General features: G+C 61.3%; 17 protein-coding genes, 2 tRNA genes and 4 pseudogenes. 15 read left to right on the plus strand and 8 right to left on the minus strand.

The features are described 5' to 3' along the window. Positions 1 to 202: 202 nt before the first annotated feature. Together JCM21793_RS08805 and JCM21793_RS08810 are read left to right on the plus strand one after the other, a co-directional pair. Positions 203 to 1,564 carry a DEAD/DEAH box helicase gene (locus JCM21793_RS08805; protein WP_025030150.1) on the plus strand — a complete coding sequence of 454 codons (1,362 nt, stop codon included), beginning with the start codon at positions 203 to 205 and terminating at the stop codon, positions 1,562 to 1,564. A 132-nt stretch (positions 1,565 to 1,696) separates the two neighbouring features. Continuing rightward, positions 1,697 to 2,911 carry an MFS transporter gene (locus tag JCM21793_RS08810; RefSeq protein ID WP_025030151.1) on the plus strand — a complete coding sequence of 405 codons (1,215 nt, stop codon included), beginning with the start codon at positions 1,697 to 1,699 and terminating at the stop codon, positions 2,909 to 2,911. A gap of 70 nt (positions 2,912 to 2,981) precedes the next feature. Here JCM21793_RS08810 and JCM21793_RS08815 read toward each other — a convergent pair whose 3' ends face one another. Further along, positions 2,982 to 3,818 (minus strand): SDR family NAD(P)-dependent oxidoreductase, encoded by an 837-nt coding sequence (locus JCM21793_RS08815; RefSeq protein WP_007008276.1) that lies wholly within the window; start codon positions 3,816 to 3,818, stop codon positions 2,982 to 2,984. Between the two features lie 202 nt (positions 3,819 to 4,020). On the opposite strand from JCM21793_RS08815, the pseudogene JCM21793_RS24935 reads away from it, so the two are divergent. The 5 genes and pseudogenes from JCM21793_RS24935 (at position 4,021) to JCM21793_RS08840 (ending at position 8,007) form a co-directional block, all read left to right on the plus strand. Further along, positions 4,021 to 5,054, plus strand: a pseudogene (locus JCM21793_RS24935) (cysteine synthase A). Further along, positions 5,054 to 5,793: pseudogene (locus tag JCM21793_RS24940) on the plus strand (alanyl-tRNA editing protein). Before JCM21793_RS24935 ends, JCM21793_RS24940 begins: the two co-directional pseudogenes overlap by 1 nt. A gap of 117 nt (positions 5,794 to 5,910) precedes the next feature. Beyond that, positions 5,911 to 6,765 (plus strand): 3-mercaptopyruvate sulfurtransferase, encoded by an 855-nt coding sequence (gene sseA, locus JCM21793_RS08830; RefSeq protein WP_025030152.1) that lies wholly within the window; start codon positions 5,911 to 5,913, stop codon positions 6,763 to 6,765. A gap of 90 nt (positions 6,766 to 6,855) precedes the next feature. Then, positions 6,856 to 7,413 (plus strand): OmpA family protein, encoded by a 558-nt coding sequence (locus JCM21793_RS08835; protein WP_007008273.1) that lies wholly within the window; start codon positions 6,856 to 6,858, stop codon positions 7,411 to 7,413. A 120-nt stretch (positions 7,414 to 7,533) separates the two neighbouring features. Then, positions 7,534 to 8,007 carry a DUF1203 domain-containing protein gene (locus JCM21793_RS08840; protein WP_007008272.1) on the plus strand — a complete coding sequence of 158 codons (474 nt, stop codon included), beginning with the start codon at positions 7,534 to 7,536 and terminating at the stop codon, positions 8,005 to 8,007. A 78-nt stretch (positions 8,008 to 8,085) separates the two neighbouring features. Here the strand turns inward: JCM21793_RS08840 and ald are convergent, their stop codons facing one another. Next, complete coding sequence (gene ald, locus JCM21793_RS08845; protein ID WP_025030153.1) at positions 8,086 to 9,201, minus strand: alanine dehydrogenase; 1,116 nt, start codon at positions 9,199 to 9,201, stop codon at positions 8,086 to 8,088. A 150-nt stretch (positions 9,202 to 9,351) separates the two neighbouring features. Between ald and JCM21793_RS08850 the strand changes: the two genes are divergently transcribed. Beyond that, positions 9,352 to 9,825, plus strand: coding sequence for an Lrp/AsnC family transcriptional regulator (locus JCM21793_RS08850; protein WP_007008270.1), 474 nt, complete (start codon positions 9,352 to 9,354; stop codon positions 9,823 to 9,825). A gap of 12 nt (positions 9,826 to 9,837) precedes the next feature. On the opposite strand, the gene JCM21793_RS08855 is transcribed toward JCM21793_RS08850, so the two are convergent. Continuing rightward, positions 9,838 to 10,488, minus strand: coding sequence for a 5-formyltetrahydrofolate cyclo-ligase (locus JCM21793_RS08855; RefSeq protein ID WP_007008269.1), 651 nt, complete (start codon positions 10,486 to 10,488; stop codon positions 9,838 to 9,840). Positions 10,489 to 10,697: 209 nt separating this feature from the next. Between JCM21793_RS08855 and JCM21793_RS24945 the strand changes: the two are divergent. After that, a pseudogene (locus JCM21793_RS24945) lies at positions 10,698 to 12,670 on the plus strand (bifunctional 2',3'-cyclic-nucleotide 2'-phosphodiesterase/3'-nucleotidase). Positions 12,671 to 12,834: 164 nt separating this feature from the next. After that, the gene (locus tag JCM21793_RS08865) at positions 12,835 to 13,131 is read left to right on the plus strand and encodes a Dabb family protein (RefSeq protein ID WP_007008267.1); all 297 of its coding nucleotides are present in this window, start codon (positions 12,835 to 12,837) and stop codon (positions 13,129 to 13,131) included. An 8-nt stretch (positions 13,132 to 13,139) separates the two neighbouring features. Here JCM21793_RS08865 and JCM21793_RS08870 read toward each other — a convergent pair whose 3' ends face one another. The 4 genes from JCM21793_RS08870 to JCM21793_RS08885 form a co-directional block, all read right to left on the minus strand. Next, positions 13,140 to 14,591 carry a cryptochrome/photolyase family protein gene (locus JCM21793_RS08870; RefSeq protein ID WP_025030154.1) on the minus strand — a complete coding sequence of 484 codons (1,452 nt, stop codon included), beginning with the start codon at positions 14,589 to 14,591 and terminating at the stop codon, positions 13,140 to 13,142. A gap of 21 nt (positions 14,592 to 14,612) precedes the next feature. Next, positions 14,613 to 14,855, minus strand: a complete 243-nt coding sequence (locus JCM21793_RS08875; RefSeq protein WP_007008265.1) for a hypothetical protein — start codon at positions 14,853 to 14,855, stop codon at positions 14,613 to 14,615. A gap of 150 nt (positions 14,856 to 15,005) precedes the next feature. Further along, positions 15,006 to 16,550: a CYTH and CHAD domain-containing protein gene (locus JCM21793_RS08880; protein ID WP_025030155.1), complete on the minus strand. Its 1,545-nt coding sequence runs from the start codon at positions 16,548 to 16,550 to the stop codon at positions 15,006 to 15,008. A gap of 189 nt (positions 16,551 to 16,739) precedes the next feature. Then, positions 16,740 to 16,814 (minus strand) — tRNA-Asn (locus JCM21793_RS08885). A gap of 247 nt (positions 16,815 to 17,061) precedes the next feature. Between JCM21793_RS08885 and JCM21793_RS30195 the strand changes: the two genes are divergently transcribed. Both JCM21793_RS30195 and JCM21793_RS08895 read left to right on the plus strand, forming a co-directional pair. Next, positions 17,062 to 17,286 carry a hypothetical protein gene (locus tag JCM21793_RS30195; protein WP_370671635.1) on the plus strand — a complete coding sequence of 75 codons (225 nt, stop codon included), beginning with the start codon at positions 17,062 to 17,064 and terminating at the stop codon, positions 17,284 to 17,286. A 124-nt stretch (positions 17,287 to 17,410) separates the two neighbouring features. Then, a tRNA-Cys gene (locus JCM21793_RS08895) sits at positions 17,411 to 17,484 on the plus strand. A 261-nt stretch (positions 17,485 to 17,745) separates the two neighbouring features. On the opposite strand, the gene JCM21793_RS08900 is transcribed toward JCM21793_RS08895, so the two are convergent. Next, entirely contained in the window at positions 17,746 to 18,321 is a 576-nt protein-coding gene (locus tag JCM21793_RS08900) for a GNAT family N-acetyltransferase (protein WP_025030157.1), read from the minus strand. Between the two features lie 214 nt (positions 18,322 to 18,535). Between JCM21793_RS08900 and JCM21793_RS08905 the strand changes: the two genes are divergently transcribed. The 3 genes and pseudogenes from JCM21793_RS08905 to JCM21793_RS08915 form a co-directional block, all read left to right on the plus strand. Next, entirely contained in the window at positions 18,536 to 19,471 is a 936-nt protein-coding gene (locus JCM21793_RS08905) for a pirin family protein (RefSeq protein ID WP_025030158.1), read from the plus strand. 324 nt (positions 19,472 to 19,795) lie between these two features. Then, positions 19,796 to 20,469, plus strand: a pseudogene (locus JCM21793_RS24950) (protein-L-isoaspartate O-methyltransferase family protein). 207 nt (positions 20,470 to 20,676) lie between these two features. Beyond that, positions 20,677 to 21,212: TolC family protein (locus JCM21793_RS08915; RefSeq protein ID WP_036539989.1), on the plus strand; the 536-nt coding region annotated here is incomplete at its 3' end.

The raw sequence follows: 21,212 nt of genomic DNA on the forward strand, positions 1-21,212 counted from the left end.
TGCCGGCTTTCTAAAGGGACTGGTTGCGTCTGAAGCCATCGCCTGCGGGCGAGAGCTTAAGCCGGCATCGCCGGCGCGACAGCGCAGCCGCACGGGGCACCCCCGTCGTCTTGTCGTTCATCCAAACATTTATTCGGCAGGTTGCGCCCTGCCACATATCATTTGCGGCGCCTGCGGGCGCCGGCATGGGAAAGATTGTAAATTGACCAATGACAACAATGCGAAACAGATCGGTTTCGCAGAACTGGGAATTTCAGGCGCGCTGTTGAAGGCGGCCGAAGACGTGGGGTTTGTGACCCCGAAGCCGATCCAGGAAAAAGCCATTCCGGCCATGCTGGAGAAGCGCGACGTGCTGGGCATTGCGCAGACCGGATCGGGCAAGACGGCAGCCTTCTCGCTGCCCATTCTCTCGCAGATCATCGCGCTCGGCTCCAAACGTGTGCGCAAGACCGCGCGCGCGCTCATCCTGTGTCCGACGCGGGAACTGGCGGTTCAGATCGACGATGTGGTGCGTGAACTTTCGCGCCACGCGCATCTGGCCACGGCGCTGGTCCTGGGCGGGGTCTCCCGCAACAGCCAGGTGAAGCGCCTTGCCCAGGGCGTTGACATTCTGGTTGCGACACCGGGCCGGCTGACGGACATCGTGCGCTCGGGCGAGCTTTCGCTGGCCGAGACGCGCTGGCTGGTGCTCGACGAGGCCGACCGCATGCTCGACATGGGCTTTATCAACGATGTGCGCCGCATCGCGCGGGCCACGCACCCGGCCCGCCAGACGGCACTCTTCTCGGCAACCATGCCGAAGGAAGTGGAAGGGCTTGCCCAGAGCCTGCTCAACGATCCCCTGCGGGTGGAGATCGCCAAACAGTCGACCACGGCCGGTGAGATCACCCAGCATCTGGTGATGGCGCGCACCAAGCAGAAGCGCAAGATCCTCTCCGACATGCTGGCCGATGAGGCCATGCGTTCAGTGATCGTGTTCGCGCGCACCAAACATGGCGCGGACCGCGTGACACGCGACCTTGAGCGTGACGGGTTCGAGGCTGCGGTCATTCACGGCAACAAGTCGCAGAATGCGCGCCAGCGCGCGCTGAACGGCTTTCGTGATGGATCGGTGCGCATTCTCGTGGCGACCGATATTGCGGCGCGCGGGATCGACGTTCCGGGCATCAGCCACGTGGTGAACTTCGATCTGCCGGACCAGCCGGAAAGCTATGTGCATCGCATTGGACGCACGGGCCGAAACGGGGCCTCGGGCGAGGCGGTGACCCTGTGTGATCCCGGCGAGACCGACAAGCTGAAGGCGGTGGAGAAGATCATCCGCATGCGGCTGCCGGTGACGGCGGACCATACATCGGAACCCGATCCGGTGCGTCCGGCCCCCGCCAACAACGCCGGCGAGCGCCGCAATGCGCCAAAGCCCTCCAGGGGCGGTGAAAACCGCAAGCCGAAGCGGCCCGCTGCGAAACCGCAGCAACAGGCCGAGCAGCGGCAGAATGAGGGGGACAAGCCTGTTCGCCGTCGGCGCCGGAACCGGAACAGGCGACCCGGCGCACGTGCTGCATAAGCTTCATTTCCCGGCTTTCGACATGAGCTGATCGGCCGATAGGCCGGTCTGGCCCAATTGTCGCCGGTCGTCCGTTCCGTTAGGCCAGAACTGTCTGGCGTTGTTGCCAGAGCGGGAGGACATGGCGAAACGATGATCGGTCTTGCGGCACTGGCGATCGGATATGTCCTGTCGCAATTCTACCGGTCGTTTCTGGCTGTTCTGACACCGGCTTTGACAACCGAGCTGGGCGCCACGAAGGCGGAGCTCTCCATGGCTTCGGGGGCGTGGTTCGTTGTGTTCGCCCTGATGCAGTTCGTCGTCGGCGTTTCACTCGACCGCTATGGCCCGCGCCGCACGGCAGCGTTTCTGCTGACGGTTTGCGGTGGGGGCGGAGCGCTGATGTTCGCTTTTGCGTCAACGCCGGAAACGATCATTCTCGCCATGGCGCTCAACGGCGCCGGCTGTTCCGCCGTATTGATGGCTTCTGTTTTCATCTTCGCAAAGTCCTTTTCGGCGGGGCGGCTCACCATCCTGATCTCCTGGCTGATCGCCTTTGGCACGCTTGGCAATGTGGTGGGCTCTGCGCCCATGGCGGCGGCGGCGGAAGCATTTGGCTGGCGGAGTGTCATGGGGGGGCTGGCGTTCTTCACGATCTTGACCGGCATCGCCATCCAGTTTCTCGTGCGCGACCCCGAACCGGCAGGCGAGAGCGAGCGGGACAAGGGGCTCGGGTTCAATGGCTACCGTGAACTTCTGAGCCTTCGCGTGCTCTGGCCTATCCTGCCTCTGACTGCGCTGAACTATGCACCGGCTGCGGGGATTCGCGGCCTTTGGGCAGGCCCCTATCTTGCCGATGTCTACGGTGCGGACGCGCTGATGATCGGACAGGCGACGCTGTTCATGGCTCTTGCGATGTCTGCGGGCAGTTTTGTCTATGGACCGCTGGATGTTTTTTTCCGGACACGCAAATGGGTGGCGGTCGGCGGCAATCTCATCGGTCTCTTCGCCATATTGATTCTGGCGGTTGTGCCCGTTTCTTCCATTGTCACGACCACGGCCGTGCTCGTCGTCATCGGTCTGTGCGGCGCGAGTTATGGCCTGCTGATGGCGCATGGCCGGGCCTTTGTGCCGGCCCATCTGACGGGGCGCGGTGTGACCCTCCTGAACTTCTTTTCCGTGGGAGGCGCTGGCGTGATGCAGTTTCTGACGGGCGGTGTCGTGTCGGCATCCACCGTGCCGGGTGATCCGGTGGCCGCATATCAGACCCTGTTCATTTTCTATGCCTTCCTGATCGCTCTTTCGCTGGCCATCTACCTGGTCTGCAAAGACGCACCGCCTGAGATGGAGCGCGCGCACGGCAGTTAGAGCGTTTCACCGTCCTACGGAAACGCCGCTCCACGCTATCTGTCTGTATTTCCGCATAAATGCTCCAGGGTCAGGATCTGGCCCGGGCGCTTTTCCCTGTTTTCCTGCGTGGCCCGAGGGTGCGCCTGTTCCAGCCTGTCAGGCGATACATAATGTGAAATATGCAGGACGCCGGAAAGAGGCGCAGGAATTTCAGCGGCCAGACAAGGCGTTTTGGGAAAGCGATTTCGAAACCGCTTTTGTGGAGACCTCTGTCAATGCGGCGGGCCGCTTCCGATGCGGTGAGAAGCGCGGGCATCGAAAAATCTGTCTTGTCGGTGAGCGGTGTGGCGACAAATCCCGGATTGATGATCTGGGTGCGGATGTTGAGTTTTTCGAAATCGTAGCGCAGCCCCTCGACAAGATTGTTCAAGGCAGCCTTTGTCGACCCGTAGGCAGCGGCTGACGGCATGCCGAAAAACGACGTGACCGACCCCATCACGGCGATCTGCCCGAAACCGCGCTCACGCATGCGATCGGAGACCGGCACAAGTCCGTTCAGCGTCCCGAACACGTTGATCTGATAGCTGCGGACGAAGTTGGTTGTTTCCAGCCGGTCACCGCGCACCGGCAGATAGGTTCCGGCGTTGAACACGGCGAGAGCTATGGGACCGAGGTTCTTTTCGATCTGGGAAACGGTGCGTTCCATCGCAGCTTCGTTCATCACGTCGCAGGGAAAGACGAAAATCCGACCGTCGAGATGCTCTGCCTCCCGCGTTATGGAGGAGAGGCCGTCTTCTGCACGTGCGGTGGCTGCAACCGTGTAGCCCTTGCGGGCGAGGCGGATGGCGAGCGCACGCCCGATCCCGGTGCTGGCACCGGTGATCCATGCTACGCCATCCTGTGGACTGGCCCGGTAAAGCGCCATTCCAATCCCTCTCCAGTTCTGGGGCAGGTTTATCGGGCGGTCGGCGCGAAGAAAAGCACCTTGTGGACAGTACACACCGAAAAGGTTCGCTTTGCCATGCAATACGCGACAGCTTTGCGCGCTTTTGGCCCGTTGTGAAAAATCCCTCCTTGCAACCCTCGGGCGGGCTTTCTAACCTCCGCAAAAATCGAAAGAGGACGCCATGAAAAACTCGGTTGTGGATGCCATCGGCAATACCCCGCTGATCCGCCTGAAGCGGGCCTCGGAGGAGACAGGCTGCGAGATTTTCGGCAAGGCCGAATTCATGAATCCGGGCCAGTCCGTCAAGGATCGTGCAGGGCTCTTCATCATCCGCGACGCGGAAAAGCGAGGGCTTTTGAGGCCGGGCGGCGTCATTGTCGAGGGGACGGCAGGGAATACGGGCATCGGCCTGACCGTGGTTGCCAAGCGCTGGGATATCGTACTGTGATCGTCATCCCTGAAACCCAGAGCCAGGAAAAGAAAGATGCGCTCCGGGTGCTTGGAGCCGAACTGATCGAAGTTCCGGCCGTGCCTTACAGGAACCCGAACAACTATGTGAAGGTTTCGGGACGCCTTGCAGAACAGATCGCAAAATCGGACCCGAACGGGGCCATCTGGGCGAACCAGTTTGACAATGTGGCCAACCGCGAAGGCCATGTGAAAAAGACGGCAGCCGAAATCTGGGAACAGACGGGCGGAAAGATCGATGGTTTCGTTTCGGCTGTCGGCACGGGCGGCACGCTTGCCGGCGTTGCGGAAGGTCTGCGCCACAAAAACAAGGATGTGAAGGTGGCGCTTGCCGACCCGATGGGGGCAGCACTCTTCAGCTATTACACCGATGGCGAACTGAAGTCTGAAGGGACGTCGATCACGGAAGGCATCGGGCAGGGGCGCATCACGGCCAATCTGGACGGGTTTGCACCCGACTTTTCTTATCAGATACCGGATGAGGAGGCGCTGCCGATCGTCTTCGACCTGGTGCAGGAGGAGGGGCTGTGCCTCGGCGGGTCGTCAGGAATCAACATTGCCGGCGCCATTCGCCTGGCACGCGAACTCGGACCCGGGCATCGCATTGTGACGTTCTTGTGCGACTATGGTACGCGTTATCAGTCCAAGCTGTTCAATCCGTCTTTCCTGCGTGAAAAAGGCCTGCCGGTGCCCGGCTGGATGGAAAGAACGCCGGAAATCGACGTTCCGTTCGAGGAGGTGGCCTGATGGCGCAGACGGAAGCGCTTTTTCGTGACGATGCCTATTTGCGGGATGGAGCGGCGCGTGTCGTGGGCATCAACGATCGCGGCGGCATCCTGCTCGACCGGACGATGTTTTATGCCACGTCTGGTGGTCAGCCGGGCGACACAGGGCGCCTTACCCGCGAAGACGGTTCGACCATCGAGATCGCGGCGACGGTGACGGGCGAGACGAAGGATGAGATCATCACGTTCCGGCAGCCGAGCAGGTTCTGCCTGAACTGGGCGAGACGCTTCAGCTGGCGATCGACTGGGAGCGCCGTTTCAAGCTTATGCGCATGCACACGGCCTGCCATCTTCTGAGCGTTATCTGTCCGTTTCCGATCACCGGCGCCTCGGTGAACGAGGCGGATTCGCGGGTGGATTTCGATCTCCCGGATGCGAATGTCACCAAGGAAGAGGTCACCATCAGGCTGATGGAACTGGTCAACGGGGACCATCCTGTTTTCACGCGGTGGATCAGCGAGGAAGAACTGGAGTCCAATCCCGGCCTGGTGAAATCGAAGAATGTGCGCCCGCCGCGGGGGGCAGGACGCATCCGGCTCGTGTGCATCGGCGAGGAGGCGGTTGTCGACAGCCAGCCCTGCGGCGGCACGCATGTGGCAAGCACTGCCGAAGTGGGAGAGATTCATATCGGAAAGATCGAGAAGAAGGGGCGGGAGAACCGTCGCTTCCGCATTCGTTTCGGCTCATTGCCGGCGAGTTAGAGCGGTTCCTCGTTTCATGGAAACGTTGCTCCGCTCAGTCTGTCTGTTTTTCCGCATTCATGCGGATGTCAGGTGCTGCTACCTGACTGCAAAGTGCTCCAGGATTGCGAGGATCAGATGAGCGAGACCAGCCTTTTTACTGTTTCGTCCGCGTGGCTGGAGGAGCGGCTTGGCCAGCCCGGTCTCTCCATTGTCGATGCGTCCTGGTATCTGCAGGCGCAGGGCAGGGACGCGAAGGCGGAGTATGAGGCGGGGCATATCCCCGGTGCCGTGTTTTTTGATCAGGACGCGGTGGTGGATCCAGATTCCGACCTGCCCCATGCCTTGCCGGATGCCGCCACCTTTCAGCGTCATGCGAGCGCGATGGGGATTTCGGAGAGCGATACCATCATCGTCTATGACGGACCGGGATTGTTCTCCGCGCCGCGCGTGTGGTGGATGTTCCGGGTGATGGGGGCAAAGGATGTGCGGGTGCTGGAGGGCGGTATAGATGGATGGCGGGCCGAGGGCAGGGCGCTGACAAACGAGCCAACCAGGATTGCGCCCACGGTTTTCAATGCCTCATTCGATGATACGCGCGTCGCAGACATCAAGGCCGTGCGAGGGGTTGTCGAGGACGGATCGGCGCAGATTGCCGATGCGCGGCCGGCGGGCCGGTTTACGGGGAAAGATCCGGAACCGCGCGCAGGGATGCGGTCCGGACACATGCCGGGCGCACGCAATGTGCCGGCCTCGGCTCTTTCGCGCGATGGCAGGCTTCTTGCGCCGGAGGACCTGCGGGCGCTGTTCGCGCAGGCGGGGCTTGATCTCGACCGGCCTGTGGTGACGTCGTGCGGTTCGGGCGTGACGGCAGCGGTGATCACGCTGGCGCTGGAAACGGTCGGACATACAAATAACCGGCTCTATGACGGTTCATGGAGCGAATGGGGCGGACGCGAAGACACTCCCGTGGCGACGGGCAGGGAAAGCTGAAAGCGGGGCAACGGCGCGTTCATCGTCAATTCAGCCGCACCGCATGAAGATGCGGGCAATCGACGAACCGTTTCCCGAAAGGAGCCTTCCATGCTGAACCGCCGTCAAATGCTGGGCGCAGTCATCGCGGCATCGCTGATGCCGGGTGCGGCCATGGCGCAATCTTCCATGCCCTCGGCGTCACGCATCCAGCGGAGCCTCGAAGCTGCTCCGGCGCAGCGCGTGCGCCCGCAGGACCGGGTGACGGTGCGCGAACTGAAACGCCGGCCGGACCTGCGCCGCCGGGCGCCCTCGATTGACATTCAGGCGATCAATTTCGGCTTCGATTCGGCCGAAATACCCTATTCGCAGTTCCGCAAGGTGGAGGAGATCGCCGATGCGCTGCATCGGCTGCGTCGCCGCCGGCCGGGAACAGTGGTGCTTCTTGAAGGACACACCGATGCGGTCGGGTCTTTCGGCTATAACCAGCAGCTCTCCGAGCGCCGGGCCGCCTCGCTGCGGCGCGTTCTGGTGCGGGAGTTCCGCGTGCCCGCACGCATGCTGGAAACGGTGGGCTATGGCGAGGAGTTTCTTCTGGTGCCCACGCCCCATGAGAACTGGCGCAACCGGCGCGTCACGCTGCGGCGCATCGACGATTTCCTTCGCTGACGAGGGAATTGGGCGCTGACAGGGGAATTGGGCGCTGACAGGGGAATTTGGCCGGAATCGGGTGGAAGCTGCGGTTCCGGCAGGCAAACTGGTCTCCATCAGCTTTGAAGGAGACCAGTCATGGGATTGATCAAGTTTGTGGCCATGGGGAGCGATGAAGCGAAAGCTTTTCGCAATGGCGCGCCCGATGCTTATGGGATGAAGCCCGAACGAAGACTATCGGACGGCAGCGGTGTTCCCTGTCGCCATTGCCTGCGTTCGGTACCCGAGGGCACGCCCTATCTTACCCTGGCGTATCGGCCGTTTCCGCAAACCCAGCCCTATGCCGAGACCGGGCCGGTTTTCCTGTGTGCGGAGGAATGCGAACGGGCGCCGGACAGCGATGTCATGCCCGCGCTGTTTCGTGCCCGCACGGAGTGGCTGCTGCGCGGCTACGGTCATGACGACCGCATCGTCTACGGTACGGGAGCGGTGACGCCAAAACAGGATATCTGTACGCGGGCGCACGAACTCCTGCAGCGTGAAGATATTGCCTATCTGCATATGCGTTCCGCGCAATACAACTGCTACCAGGTGCGCATAGACCGGGCCTGATCGCACTCACGCCGAACGCCTCTCGAAAAAAAAGCCCGCCGTTTCCGGCGGGCAACGTTGGAGGCAGAGTGTTTATTCTCAGGCGGCGAGCGCGGATTTTGGCTCGGCCATTTCGTAGCCCAACGCTTCGGCAACGGCCTGATTGGTGATGCGGCCCTTGTGGACGTTCAGGCCATTGCGCAGGTTCTGATCGTCGACGAGTGCCTTGAGGCCCTTGTCGGCAAGCTGAAGGCCATAGTGCAGCGTGGCGTTGTTCAGCGCATGCGCGGAGGTGACGGGAACGGCGCCCGGCATGTTGGCCACGCAATAGTGGATGATGCCGTCGACCTCGTATGTGGGGTCAGAATGGGTGGTCGCATGCGAGGTTTCGAAGCAGCCACCCTGATCGATGGCGACGTCGACCAGCACGGTGCCCTTCTTCATGCCCGAAAGCATCTCGCGGGTGACCAGCTTGGGCGCTGCAGCGCCCGGAATGAGCACGGCACCGACGATGACATCGGAGGAGAAGCACTCTTCCTCAAGTGCCTCGACGGTGGAATAGCGCGTGTGGACGCGGCCGTTAAAGATGTCATCCAGCTCGCGCAGGCGGGGGATGGAGCGGTCGATGATCGTCACATCGGCACCGAGGCCGACCGCCATCTTGGCCGCATTGAGGCCCACCACGCCGCCGCCGATGATGGCAACCTTGCCGGGCAGAACGCCGGGCACGCCGCCAAGCAGCACGCCGCGTCCACCATTGGCTTTCTGAAGCGCGGTGGCGCCTGCCTGGATGGCAAGGCGGCCCGCGACCTCGGACATCGGAGCGAGAAGTGGAAGCCCACCGCGCGCGTCGGTGACGGTCTCGTAGGCGATGGCAGTGACGCCGGAATCGACCAGGCCGCGTGTCTGATCCGGATCGGGCGCCAGGTGGAGATAGGTGTAGAGGATCTGGTCTTCGCGGAGTTGCACCCATTCCGAGGGTTGCGGCTCCTTGACCTTAACGATCATGTCCGACCTGGTGAAAACCTCTTCGGCCGAGCTGGCGATGGTGGCGCCGGCTGCACGGTAGGCGTTGTCGTCGGCACCGATGCCGGCACCAGCGCCGGCTTCCACGAGCACATCGTGTCCGTGCGCCACATATTCGCGCACGGAGCCCGGTGTCAGGCCGACGCGGTATTCATGATTCTTGATTTCCTTCGGGCAGCCGACGCGCATCCGTGTCTCCTCCGACGTTTTGCGAATTTTCTGGCTTAATGAATGAGACCACAAAACTGGCCGAACGTCTTTGCGAAGATGTTTGCGCTTGGTGGTGTTTTTCGCTATTTTTTGCGCAAAATAGAAATTCTATGGGAGGAAGTTCGATTTATGGCCCTTGATAGGATTGATATCGCTATTCTGGAAGTGCTCCAGAAGGATGGGCGGATCTCCAATTCGGCGCTTGCGGAGAAGGTGGGGCTCTCCCAGTCGGCCTGTTCCCGCCGTCTCGACAATCTGGAGAAGAGCGGTGTTGTCAAGGGATACCACGCCCGGCTCTCAAATGCAGCCCTTGGACATGGGGTTACGGTGATTGTGCATATTTCGCTGTCGGGACAGTTCGAGCGGACGCTCAGTGAGTTCGAAGCAGCCGTGCAGCGGTGCCCGAATGTGGTGTCGTGCCATCTGATGTCGGGTGAGTACGACTATATTCTGCGGATCGCTGCGCGCGACCTGCAGGACTATGAGCGTGTCCACAAGGAGTGGCTGACGGGCATGCCGCACGTGATCAAGATCAACTCGGCTTTTGCATTGCGCGAGGTGGTCGACCGGACAGGCGTGGGGCTGAAGCCGCAGATGGCGTGAGGCCGGTGGGCATCAGCCGGCGGTGACGATGCGATCCATCGGAATGTCGTGCGGCTGGGGATAGATCGTCGGGAGTTGCGAGAAGGCGTATCCGATGCCGACGAGCAGCGGCTTTCTCGGCAGGGCGGCAATCGTGCGGTCATAGAATCCACCACCATAGCCCAGCCTGTAGTTGCCTTTATCGAAACCGACCAGCGGCGAGACGACGATATCGGGAACGATCTCTTTGTCGGTTGCCGGAACGGGGATGTTCCAGACACCGCGTTCGAGTGTGTCTCCGGGACGATAGGGGCGAAAGACAAGGGGCGCGGCTTTCTGGATGACGACCGGCAGGGCCGTCATGGCACCGCGATCATGGAGCGTGGCAAGCCATGGGCGCAGGTCCGGCTCGCCCCGGAACGGCCAGTAGAGGCCGATCACGCGGCCCGATGGATCGCCGATCAGAGCGTCGAGCTTCTGCGCGATGATGCCTGCAAGGTGGGTGCGTTCGGCGGCGGGAACGGCTAGGCGCTCGGCGATCAGGCGGTCGCGCGTGGCCTTGCGCCAGCGACGCACCTCCGGCCAGACTTCCGCGCTTGAGATGCCGGCGCGACCGTCCAGTTCATGCATGAAACAGGGTGGCGAGGCATGAGGCCTGGTTCTGTCGCCCGGTGTGTCGCTCATCCTCGCGTCTCCTCCGCATTCGCTGCAGCCGGATCCGATGCTGCTGCATTTGCTGTCCGGGCGCTGTTCTGCATGCGACAGGGTTCGCTCACAACGTGCCGGTCGACTGTCATGCGCGCGTCACGAGATTTTGCTGGAAGTCTCGGCGCGACGGCGCAATCATGCTCCTTCGCCGGTTCCTTTTCAAAGGCCCAGGAGAGACGATCATGATGTCCGCATACGCCTCCATGTCCCGCCGTTCGTTTTTAGCAGGCTCGGCTGCTGCAGGTTCTCTGGTGCTGATGCATCCTTTTTCCGCCAAGGCTTCGGTGAACCAGGCGCATTTGCGCATTATGGAAACCACCGACCTGCATGTGCATGTCTTTCCCTACGATTATTACGCCGACAAGCCCAATGACACGATGGGGCTCGCCCGCACGGCGTCTATCATCGACGCAATCCGCGCCGAGGCAACGAACTCGATCCTCGTCGACAATGGCGATTTCCTCCAGGGCAACCCAATGGGCGATTACATCGCCTATGAGCGCGGCATGCGCGAGGGCGACATCCACCCTGTCATCAAGGGGATGAACACGCTCGGCTATGATTGCTCGACGCTTGGCAATCACGAGTTCAATTACGGGCTCGATTTCATGTTCAAGGTGCTTGCGGGCGCGAATTTCCCCTTTGTCTGCGCCAACCTGACCAAGGGGCAGCTTGCCGCCAGCGGCCGCGGCGATGACTTGTTCCTGAAACCCTACGTGATCCTTGACCGGATGGTGAAGGACGGCGATGGCGCGGAGCACCCGATCCGCGTGGGGCTTATCGGCTTCGTGCCACCGCAGATCATGAACTGGGATTCCAAGCATCTGACCGGCAAGGCGATGACACGCGACATCGTTCGGGCGGCGGAGGCCTGGGTTCCGCAGATGCGCGAGGAGGGCGCCGATATCGTGGTGGCGCTGTCGCATTCGGGCATTGGCCCGGCGCAGTATGAGGAAAATCTCGAGAACGCTTCGCTGCTGCTTGCCGGTGTCGATGGTATCGACGCCATCGTGACGGGGCACAGCCATCTCGATTTTCCCGGTCCGAAGTTTGAAGGGCTTGAAGGTGTCGACAACGCCAGGGGCACAATTGCCGGGAAACCTGCCGTCATGGGGGGCTTCTGGGGATCGCATCTGGGCCTGATCGACCTGCTTCTGGAAAGGGACGGGCAGAGCTGGGTGGTGGTGAACGCGACGTCCGAGGCGCGCCCGATCTTCAAGCGTGTGGAACGCCAGACCGAGCCGCTGGTCGAAAGCAAGGCGGAGGTCGAGGAAGCGGTGCGCGAAGACCACGAGGCAACGCTGAAATATGTGCGCACCGCGGTGGGCAAGACGTCTGCGCCGCTGCATTCCTATTTCGCGCTGGTGGCCGACGACCCATCCGTGCAGATCGTGAGCCAGGCACAGACCTGGTACATCACCGACATGCTGAAGGATGGCGAATACCGGGATCTGCCCGTACTTTCGGCGGCTGCGCCCTTCAAGGCCGGCGGGCGCGGCGGTCCGGACTATTACACGGATGTGCCAGCGGGCGATGTGGCGATCAAGAACGTCGCCGATCTTTATCTTTATCCCAACACGGTGCAGGCCGTTCTGGTGACGGGTGCGGATGTGAAGGAATGGCTGGAGATGTCGGCCGGCATTTTCAATCTGGTGGAACCCGGCAAGTCGGACCAGCCGCTGCTCGACCCCTCGTTCCCGTCCTACAATTTCGACGTGATCGACGGCGTGACCTATCGGATAGACCTGTCCCAGCCACCGAAATATTCGTCCAAGGGCGAGCTCTTGAACGCGGATTCGAACCGCATCGTGGATCTGCAGTTCAATGGCGCGGCGGTCGACCCGGCTCAGAAATTCATCGTCGCTACGAACAATTACCGTGGTGGGGGCGGAGGCAATTTTCCGGGGATAGGGCCGGACAAGGTGATCTTTGCTGCACCGGACACGAATCGCGATGTGATCGTGCGCTATATCGTGGAGCAGGGAACCATCAACCATCCGCAGACGCCAACTGGACCTTCAAGCCTCTGGCCGACACGTCGGTTCTTTTCGAGACAGGCCCCAAAGGCGCGGAATTCGCGTCGAGTGTCGAGGGTGTTTCGATTGAACCGGCTGGCGAAGGGCAGGAAGGTTTTGCGCTCTACCGCATCACGCTTTAGCCAGGGGCAGGAGGGGCTGGGCTTTGCGCCCGGCCTTTTTTCTTTGCGAAACAGTCTTTTGTTCGGCGGCGTTGAGGTTTTGATTCCGCTCCTGCGGCGTGACGCTGCATTGACATTCAGGCGATGCGGCGCGATTTGCGGGCACATTTTCAGGAGACAGGCCCGTGATTCGACACATCGTTTTCTTCAGCGCCAGAGACGAGGCCGACGTGGAGCGGATTGCCGAGGGCCTGCGTATGTTGGCCGATATTCCGCACTCCGATTTTTTCGAGGTTGGCATCAACCGCAAGGTCGACCAGATCGGCACCGAAGTGGATGTCATCGTTTACGCGGAGTTCCGCGACGAAGCGGCGCTGGCAGCATACAAGGCAGACCCGATCTATGAGGCGTGTACGGCCAGGGTGCGGCCCCTGCGCGAGATGCGCATCGCCGCCGATTTCGTTTCCCGGAAAACCGACTGACGGGCACGTCAGCCGGCGTTTTTGACCGATTTATAGGCGTCCAGCGCGCGTTCGCGGGCCGCCCTGTGGTCGACCAGAGGGCGGGGATAGGTGTCACCAAGTTTTACGCCAGCCTTGCCACAAGCCTCTTCGGGAGCTTTCCACGGCTGGTGCAGATGCTTGTCGGGGAGCGCATCCAGTTCCGGCACGTACCGCCGCACGTAATCGCCCTCTGGATCGAACTTCTGACCCTGAAGCACGGGGTTGAAGATGCGGAAGAAGGGGGCGGCATCCGCACCGGAACCCGCGACCCATTGCCAGTTGGCCGGGTTGGAAGCGGGGTCGGCGTCGACAAGCGTGTCCCAGAACCACGCCTCCCCCTCACGCCAGTGGATGCCCAGATGCTTGACGAGGAAAGAGGCGACGACCATGCGTGCGCGATTGTGCATCCAGCCGGTCTGCCAGAGCTGGCGCATGGCCGCGTCGACGACGGGATAACCGGTTTCGCCGCGTTGCCAGTGGCGACGGGCGGTATCGTCTCCACGCCAGGGAAACGCATCGAAGTTACGATTGAAATTTTCTGTGGCGAGCTTCGGGTTGTGAAACAGAAGATGCCAGCAGAATTCGCGCCAGCCGATCTCCCTGCGAAAGGCCTGCAGATCCCCGTCGGCAATGCTGCTGTCGCCATCAAGCGTCTGCCATATCTGGAATGGCGTGATTTCGCCGTGGGCGAGATGAGGTGAAATGCCGGATGTCCCGGCCTCGGCCATGAGATCGCGGCGGGTCTTGTATCCTTCGCCGGCACCGTCGAGAAACGCTGTCAGCCTCTTGCGGGCGCCAGCCTCTCCGGGTTCCCAGGTTTCCCGCAGGCCCGTCGCCCAGTCAGGTTTCGTCGGCAGGAGCTTCCAGTCCTCAAGCCTGTCGCCTGCCACTGATTCCCTGCTGGGCGTGAGCGTTTCGGGCCGGTCGGCGGGCGGGCGCGGGTGTACGGAATCGAGCAGGGCCCGCCAGAAGGGCGTGAAGACCCGGTAGGGCCCGCCCGATCCGGTCTTCAGTCGCCACGGTTCGTGCAGCAGATGGCCAGCGAAACTTTGGGCTTCGATGCCGCGGTCCCTGAGGCCAGCTTTCAAGTCGGTGTCGGCGGCGATGCCGGCGGGGTCGTAGCGCCGGTTCCAATAGACGGTGCAGGCACGGGTCTCGTCGGCCAGTGCGAGCGCAGCCCTGGCCATGGAGCCCCTGCGCAGGACGAGTTTCAGACCATGTTTTCCCAGATCCTCAGCCAGTGCTGCAAGGCTGTGATGCAGCCACCAGCGGCGTGCGCCGCCGAGCGGCCGGATGCCTTCGCTTTCCTCGTCGAGAATGAACGCGGCCACGATGGGGCGTCCTGTTTCGGCGGCGGCGCAAAGGGCGAGATTATCCGACAGACGCAGGTCATGCCGGAACAGGAGCAAAACCGGGCGCCGGTCGTTCTCAGGGGTCATGTGATCTTCCATGCGTGGGGGTCAATCGTCGTTTGTTGCGTTGAGCTGCTCGGGCCGCAAACCATCATTGCCGTCGTTTCCGGTGCGCAGCAGCCCTCTGGAAAGAGCCCATGTTCTGAGTGCGGTGACGAGCGCCTGCTCTCGTGTCATGCCGGCGCCCTCCATGGCGCTGAAGCGATCGAGTGCCGCGACGACATCCGCTGGAAGCGCATTGGATAAGCTTTCAAGTGTGACCGGAGGTTGCGTTTTGTTCTTCTGTTTCATCCTGCCCGCCCGAATCTTTTGTATTCTGGTACAATCGGCGGGGTCGGAAAACGTTCCGTGGATCGTCGCCTGCTCACGAATCCGTGTTCGGACGGGACCTGGAATCAAGCTTGATGTTCAAGTCTGTGCGTGGGGGGCGGAGTTGCCGTTTTACCTCGCGCGCCGCTTCCAGAATGGCCGGCACTCCTTCAGCGTCTTCCAGTGGTCCCTGGCGGCCGGCCAATCGTAAAGCGTGCGGGTCTCGCAGGTTCCAAGCAGACGGCCGATGGCACGTTGCGCGGCAAGGTCGTTGATGGAGGAGAGGGGAGGCTTGCTCAGGATCACATCGGCGACAGCCGCGTCGTTGAGGCTGCCAAACACAGTCTGCAGGGTCTTGAGCCTGCCGGTCATGCGCTTCACGCCGGCGGGTGCATAGAGCGGGCCGAGGAACTCGATCGCATAGCGGAGCTTCTTCAGTTCCTTGCGTAACACATGCTTTTCATCCACGGCGAAGGCATCGATCCCTCGGGCGTGCGCAAAGACGTGCTTCCAGCGCTTTTCGAGCATGCCGCTCGCCAGATCTCTCAGGTTCCCGGGAACGGGCGGCTTTTCATGAACGCCTGTCTCAGTCAGTTCCGAGAGGCCAAGCAGGAATTCGTTCACGCGTTCTGCCGAGAGAGCCTGCCGGAGGTCGGTACGGACCTCGCCTGCGTGTCGCTGCAGTGTGCCGAGGACGAGTGCCGCGCCGGGCGACCGGGGTGCATCCGCGAAGAACGGTTTTGCAATATCGTTGAGGACCACTTCGAGGTCGCGCAGGCGACCGACTTCGCGCCCCAGCCAGCGTGCTTCTTTCTTGTAATGCACGACGGCTGACGGCTCCAGCGCGCCGGCGAAGAGAGCGAGTGCGCTGCGCAGGCGCCGAAGGCCGATGCGCAACTGGTGCGGGCCTTCCATTTCGTCGGTCTGCTGGATGGCTTCGATGTTTGCTGCGATCTGGGCCAGACATTCCTGCAATATGTCGCGGGCGGCTTTGTGAATGCCGTCCTTGCGGCCGATCGGCACAGACCTTGCCCTCTGCGGTCCGGCAGGGGGCTCGATGTGCCCGTGTTCGGCGAGGAGAAAGCTGCGCGCGGCTTTCGAAAAGCGCGAAAAGCGCAGGGCGCCTTCGGGTAGAATCATGCGCGCAGCCCTGTAAAGCCCGACCGGCTTTCCCGCGACCAGTTCGATCTCGAGTTCGTTCAGGTTTTCGCTGCGACCGGCAGCCTTGATGGCGCCGCTGTCCACCGCAAGCTCGGCCCTGGTGCCGTCATCAAGATGAAGATCGACCTGTGTGCGGCGGATGTGGGTTTCTGCGACCGTCTGCAGCGGCGCGTCTTTCACCAGCTTCCTTAGTCGGTCCCGGACCTCATCGTTTTCGATCGCATCGACCGAGACTGCGCCCGTGGGGGCGGGCTGTTCGATCTCCGTGACCCTGGAAAGACCACCTGCGATGGAACCGTTGAGCTTGACGGTCTGAAGCCAGCGCCTGCCGTCGCGCCGCAGGCGCAGGGAGATGCCGTTTGCGCGCAGGACACCATCCGGTGTGTCGAGGTAGATGCTGCGCAGAAGCCGGCTTTCGTGCACCCTGCGCGCATCATCGGGCAATCGTTCGATGCGCGCGAGCAGGTCGGGCACTTGCTGCTTTTCCAGCAACAGCTTCAACTCGACTTCGGACAAGAAGGTACCCCGCACACAAGCCTGCAAAACGAACGCGCTACGCTACGGTTTTATCCTAAACCGGTTCTGCACTTGATGAAAACGCTCGCCCGGAGCGCTGTGCATCTGCTCCGGTGTCTGCCTTGGCTGACGTGCAGGAGCAAGCGCAGCGACGAAACTGCGGTGCACGCTGGATATTTTGCTGAAAAGTGGCTCCCCGGGCCGGATTCGAACCAGCGACCAACCGGTTAACAGCCGGTTGCTCTACCACTGAGCTACCGGGGAACGCCTGTGCTCATGCGAGTGAGCGTGCCTATAGCAAACCAAATTCAGCTTTGCAAAGCGCCAAATGTGATTTTTGCCGTTTTTTTCAAACAGCCCCTCCCATCGGTGGACTTTGCAACGCATATGGAAGGTCCGGCATTGATGGGCAGACAGCGTGTGAGGGCCGGTAGAGGGCTATGGAACGTATATGGTGAAGCAAAACAGGAACTGCGAAGCGAAGGAGAAGGGGCGACCGTCGGTTTCCCTCATGGGAAAACGGATACCGATTCCCAGGTCTCGGCTCGCGAGAATCGGAGGGGGGTGCCTGCTCGTCGTCCTGGGATTGTTCGGGTTTCTGCCCGTGCTCGGGTTCTGGATGATTCCACTCGGATTGCTGATCCTCTCGTATGACATCGCATCAGTGAGGCGGCAGCGGCGCAAGGCCGCCGTCTGGTGGAACCGTCGCAGGGATGGAAAGCAGAGGCCTGGGTGACTGGTGATCCATTCATCGCCCCCGAATCGCACGGTCTCCCCGGATAATTTCACGGCAATGACATTTGCCCGCTTGACGGGGAATTGGCTGCAACCTATTGAACAGCCCGTGTCGCTTGCGACATGGCCTCGTGGCGGAGTGGTTACGCAGAGGACTGCAAATCCTTGCACCCCGGTTCGATTCCGGGCGAGGCCTCCAAATTCTCTTTTCCAAATGATTTCAGATTTTTATCTGAAGACGTTACACGGTTTTGCGTGAGCTGCACTCCAGCCCTTTCGCACTGCCTTGTGATTCGGCGCCTCTTCGCCAATGGCTTTCGGTCCGCTGTATAGGCAAAAGGGCGCGTTTCTTTGCGGGCGCCGCGGGCCGGTGCGTCGGTCACACCAGCCCAGCTGAAACCTCCTGAAATGTGGCGCTGCGACATTGGCCGCGGGTTGTCGAGAGCCCAGCCAGTCAGGTTCAAGAGCTGGTAGAAAGTGCTCTTTCTTCCCACTCGGACTTCAAGAGCGCGTAAATGAACTCATTGCCCCATACTCCATTGAAGCGGTCGTTTTGAAGAAGATGTGCTTCGCGACGGAAGCGCAGCCTCTCGACAACCCCTACCGATCCTTTGTTCAGCGGATCGAGGCGTGCAAAAATCCGATGGAATCCGTATTCGCTGAAACCGATATCGAGCATCATTCGAACGGCTTCGGTGGCATAGCCTGCGCCTGAGAAATCGGGATTGAAGATATAGCCGATCTCCGCTTGAAGCGCGTCCTTGCTTGCCATTTTCAGCAGAACCTCCCCGAGGAGTGCGGAATCTTCGCGGCGGATCACTGCCAGGTGCAATGCATCTCCATTGTTCTCGAACCGTGGCTGAAGACACGCCGCAAACTGCTCAGACAAGGCGTGTTTGCCTGGGACCGGTGCATAGAGAAACCTGTAGACCTCGGGACGGCTGTGATAGGCATCGTAAGCCGGGCGATCGGATGACACGAAAGGTCGTAGTTCAAGACGATCAGAACGAACTGTCGGTGGCAGGCGGGTGTCCATAGGGTCTCCAGTAAGGGTGTTCGGGACACGGGCATCTATGGAGCGGCGGTTGATCCTGCAAGGTGTCTGGGGCAGCGGACTGGCAAAATGCCGCGCCACTAAAGATGTCCCGCAGTGCTCCCGGTGACGGACTGTCAATGCGTGCCGGCATTTCCGGCCATCGACCACGGTGATAGTCTTTTGCAGGACCGCGTTTGCTGCAAAGGATGTTGCCATGAGCTGGAATCCCGCCCTGACACCGGGGTGCCCGGATGATACCGAGGCCGACTCCATCGAAACGCTGATCATTCCGCGTGCCCGCGACATTGGCGGCTTTGAGGTGCGGCGGGCGCTGCCAGCACCAAAGCGGCAGATGGTGGGGCCGTTCATCTTTTTCGATCAGGCAGGACCGGCGGAGTTTCTGACAGGCCAGGGCATCGACGTCCGCCCCCACCCGCATATCGGGCTGGCGACCGTGACCTACCTCTTCCGCGGAGATTTTCACCATCGTGACAGCATTGGCTCGGATCAGGTGATCCATCCCGGCGCGCTGAACTGGATGGTTGCGGGGCGGGGTGTTTCCCATTCGGAGCGGACCAGCACGGCCTCGCGGCAGGGGCCGCACAGCCTGTTCGGCATTCAGACCTGGGTGGCGTTGCCGGAAGCGATGGAAGATGCCGAGCCCACGTTCGAACATCATGAGAAAGAGACGCTTCCCGAAATTGGCGATGACGGTGTGACCCTGCGGCTGATCCTGGGAACCGCCTATGGCGAGAAGGCTCCGGCCACGGTCCACACAGACATGTTCTATGCCGATGTCGTGCTCGAACCCGGTGCGCGCTTCCCGCTTCCCGATGATCATGAAGACCGGGGGATCTACGTGACGGAGGGGGCGGTCTCGGTTGCCGGGCAGATCTTTGAAGCCGGACGAATGATGGTGTTCCGGCCAGGTGATTCCATCACTGTGGGCGCTGGAGCAGAGGGCGCGCGGCTGATGCTTCTGGGCGGCGCGACAATGAGCGGGCCGCGATACATATGGTGGAATTTCGTGGCTTCTTCCAAGGAGCGCATCGAAGCGGCCAAGGATGACTGGCGCCGGGAAAACTGGGGTGCGGGGCTGTTTGATCTGCCGCGGGGAGACGATGAGGAATTCGTTCCATTGCCTGGCTAGGCGGCCTTGCGTCCATCTGGAGGCATAAGGGACGATCCATAATATTTATGGTGCACCCGAATGACCCGAAAACGGGGTTCCACTTTTCGGTCCGATGCTCTGGCTGTGAGGCCGGGCACGACTGTGCTCCCTGTCGGGAGCTACGATGTTCGACGTGTGTGGGCGAAGGTGTTTCCCGACGTGTCAGTGGTCCACGCCTGCCTGCCGCAGAGCGATTGACAGGGGCGACCGCAGCCGCTAGCAAACCGGTCAAATCTTTGTTTTCGGCGAAGCGGGAAGCTTCTCCCGCAGACGGTCCGAAAACAGGCTTCGGGAAGCAGACGCATGACAATCGATTTCTCCCAGCAGCGCGCCAATATGGTGGAAGGACAGTTGCGGACGTCCGATGTGACGAGCAACCCGCTTCTGGACGCGATGGGCGAGATTCCGCGCGAGGCCTTCGTGCCGGGACGAAAGAAGGCGCTCGCCTATATCGACGAAGACATTGAAATTGCCCCGGCAGCGGATGGAAATGGCGCCGCTATCTGATGGAGCCCGCGGCCTTCGGGAAGCTGATCCAGCTTGCCGATGTGCAATCGAGCGATGTCGTTCTCGATGTGGGGTCGGGATCGGGTTATTCGGCGGCGGTTCTGTCGCGCCTTGCAAGCTTCGTCGTTGCACTTGAAAGCGATGAAGGGCTTGCGGGTATGGCGACGGAAGCGCTCAACGAGCTTGGCTGCGTCAACGTGGCTGTCGTTGGTGGTGCGCTGCAGGGCGGGTATGCCGACGATGCGCCCTACGATGTGATTGTCATTGGCGGGGCGGTGGATCATGTTCCGCAAAGTCTCCTCGATCAACTGCGCAATGGCGGACGGCTTGTCGCGGTGATCGGCGAAGGGAATGCGGCCCAGGCGCATCTTTTTGTGAAGGATGACGGCATCGTTTCCAGCCGTCCGGCTTTCAATCTGGCGGTCCGGCCACTGCCTGGGTTCCAAAAAGAGCCGGTATTCGTGTTTTGAGGGGTGACTTGTTGCTTTCCTGCAACGGAATTGATCAAGGGATTGATGTAACATCTATTTGAAAGAGCGCCTGATTTGGGGGTGGGGGACAGGCTGTCATTGGTGTCTCCCGGGCGTGGACGCCGGTTGAAAGACCGGAACACATAAGTCGGGGTGGTGGTGTCCTGTATGGCGCGGCTGCCGATAACAGTCCGAGGTTGACAGATCGTGCCTTTTTACCGTCGTTTCCTTATCCCTCTGGTGGCCTCATCCGCGTTGATTGCAACGCCAGTCGTCGCTTCCGCCGAGACCATTCTGGGCGCTCTGGCAAAAGCCTACGAGAACAACTCCACGCTCAACGCCGAACGCGCCGGAGTCCGGGTGACCGATGAAGACGTCGCCATCGCCAAATCCGGCATGCGTCCGCGCGTTCAGGGCACCGCTTCGCTCGCGCTGACCCACAATGACGGCACCGATATCCGCACCGGTGAATTCGGTATCTCGCTGACGCAGCCAATTTTTGACGGTTTCCAGACGCGCAACAACGTGCAGGCGGCGGAAGCGTCGGTTCGTGCGGCGAACGAGGCTCTGAGAAACCAGGAACTCGATACGCTTTTCAACGCGGCCAGCGCCTATATGGACGTCATTCGCGATCGTCAGATCGCTGCGCTGCGGGCACAGAACCTTGAATTCCTCGAGGAGCAGGTGCGTTCGGCGCGCTCGCGCTTCGATGTGGGCGAGGGAACGCGCACGGATGTCGCGCA

Source organism: Nitratireductor aquibiodomus NL21 = JCM 21793 (assembly GCF_000615975.1).
Classification (GTDB): Bacteria; Pseudomonadota; Alphaproteobacteria; order Rhizobiales; family Rhizobiaceae; genus Nitratireductor; species Nitratireductor aquibiodomus.